This is a genomic window from Haladaptatus sp. (assembly GCF_049589095.1).
Taxonomy (GTDB): domain Archaea; phylum Halobacteriota; class Halobacteria; order Halobacteriales; family Haladaptataceae; genus Haladaptatus.
The window spans coordinates 1-2,480 of record NZ_JBAWAC010000601.1 but is presented as its reverse complement, the minus strand read 5'-3'; the positions used below and the strand labels follow the sequence as shown (position 1 = coordinate 2,480).

Here is a 2,480-nt window from a genome sequence, read left to right as displayed (position 1 = left end):
CGGTCGAGAGTTCGTCGCGGATCGAATCGACCCGCGACGAACCGTCTTCCTGTAAAAGCTCGGCCAAAAGCATTCCTTCTTCACTTCGCTTTGGAAGACGCTTCGCGTCTTCCATGCTCTCGTTCAGTCGTCGGCCCGGAAAATCGGAGATTTTCCGGCAAAGTTGCTAGTGGTTGGCGGCCGGGGGAGTATGGCCATTTCTGGCGGCTGTGAAAATGCGAGTTACTGGTCGTCGTGTCGGTTGCTGACTTTCGGCGAGTGTTTCGAGGGTTACTTCTGGCGGTCCTGTCATCGGCCGACCACTCGCTGGAAAATCGTCGTTTCAGTCCGCGTTTCTGGAGACCGGTCCCCCGGCGAACTTGCTCAAGTCCACGTCCACCGTCTCGGCGAGGTCGTCCGGCGTCTCGTACGGGCGGTTGACGATGACGTTTCCGGCGCGCTGTTTGCCGAGGCCGGGAATCGCGGTGAGTTCGTCCATCGACGCGCTGTTCACGTCGAGCGGATACGGAACGCCCGTGACGGAGCGATAGCCGTGGTCCACGACGGCGACGTCCATCGTTTGGCCGAGTTCGCGCTCACCCGGAATCCCGACGAGGAGCGGATAGGTGCCGAGTTGTCGCCCGAAGGTCCGACCGTCCTGATGGTATTCGAGGTGGACGTTGGGCAGGACTGTTCCCGGCGGGGTGACCCGCTGGAGCATCGGATTGTCTATCTCCTCCCTGACCTCGCTCTTGTACTGCTTGAACAGTCGCTTGTGGTCGTCCGCGATTTGTGTCCCCACGGAGTTCATCTCTGTCCCCGAGAACGCCATCACCTGTCGAATGTTCACCCGGCGGAGCATCAGCCCCTCGTCGTACACCCGCTGGAGGAACTCGCGGTTGTGGTCGAACGTCTCCTTCCGCTCGCCTTTCAACCCGTGGAGCAGGTTGATTCCCGGCAGGAGCTTCGGAAGGCGGTTCGCCGCGTCGGGGCCGTGTGTCGGGGCCGCTTCCGGACTCTCGCCTGGCCGCCATCCCGCTTCCTCGTTGACGATTTTCACCGCTCGGAAACACTCCTCGGCGGAGACGTTCAGGTTGTTCTGCTCCTGCACCACGGGGTCGGCCGATTCCAGTCCGAACGCGGCGGTGTCGCCCGGCGTGTTGTGCTCGGCGATGACCCGGATTCCCTCGCGGGACAGTTCGGGCCACTCCACGATGGTGATGGGGTTCATGTTGTCGAGGTGGAGCGTACCGATGTCGGGGACGACCTCCCGAATCCCGCCGTACAACTCCCGGAGCGCGTCCGGGTTCGGTTTCTCGCCGTTGCCGCCGTAGGCGAGGATGTCGGCCTGTCGGCCCAGTCGGAAGTGCCGGACGCCGCGGTTCGAGAGGCCGTCCACCTCCGCGATCACGGATTCGGGTTCGCGGAACGCCGGATTGCCGTACAGCGGTTCCGTGCAGAACGAGCATCTGTAGGGACACCCCCGCGAGGTCTCCATCTCGCAGATGAGGTAGTCCGGATGGTTCGGATGCTGTTCGACGACGAACGCGCCCGCTTCCGCCCAGCGGTCGATTTCCTCGTTGTCGCGCATCCGGTTGTTGAACCCCTCCAGACCGCTCTCCACGAGGTCCGCGGCGGCGGCTTCCACGTCGCCTTTCGCCACGAAGTCGAAGTCGAGGTCGTCGCGCTCGGTTTGGGTTCCACCCGCGTTTTCGTCTCCGACGCCGAACTTGACGGGGCCGCCCATCAGGCTCGTTCCGTCGGCCGTCCACGCCATCTTCCGCACCTCGTCCGGTTCGGCGGGCGTCCCGCCGACGTACTTGCCGGGCACCGTCATCCCGCCGATGTAGACGAACAGGTCGGCGTCGGCCACGTCGGCCCACTTCGAATTGTCCTCTCGGAGTTCGTCGATGGTGTGGTACGTAATCTTCTCTTCCGGCACTCCCGCGTCCACCAGCGCCCCGGCGGTGTAGCGCGGGTACGTCGAGATGTACGGCGGCACGCCGAAGTGAGCCGGTTCGTCGACGTAGCCGTCCACGAGCGTCACGTCGAGAGTCGCGGGGTCAGTCATTACCCGCTTTTGTGACTGGGCGGATAAAACGGTGACTACGTCGAACGCGACGACGATGGACATGGTGAGATGGTTTTGCGATGTAGGTCCAGAAAGCCCCTGTCCGATCGCTACGAAACGACTCTAATTCTGGTGAGAACACAGCTACTGCGAAGACGACCCAGAAAGCCCCCGTCCGATCGCGGTCGCCCGAAGACGTTCCTGCTCACTCTGGAAGACGCAAAGCGTCTTCCATGCTCTCGTTCACTGCGTTCACGAGAACTTCGTTGCGCGGGCTGCGACTTCCGTGGTCACCCTCGCAGCGCAAGAGCTTCGCTCTTGCTGGCTCCCGTTCGCACGGCTCACGGGAACTGCGCTCGCGTGACCGCTGTGCAGGATATCTGGCCTCTCCACGCCGGGAGAGCGTTGCTCTCCCGAGCCGCCCCTCGCT

The 2,480-nt window shown here is 63.2% G+C and carries 1 protein-coding gene; it reads right to left on the bottom strand.

Annotated features, from left to right (window positions below; genetic code table 11):
- Window positions 1-322 precede the first annotated feature (322 nt).
- A complete protein-coding gene (locus tag WBV42_RS18850; protein ID WP_423987399.1) occupies window positions 323-2,050 on the bottom strand; it encodes a radical SAM protein in 1,728 nt (575 codons plus the stop codon).
- Between the last annotated feature and the right edge of the window lie 430 nt (window positions 2,051-2,480).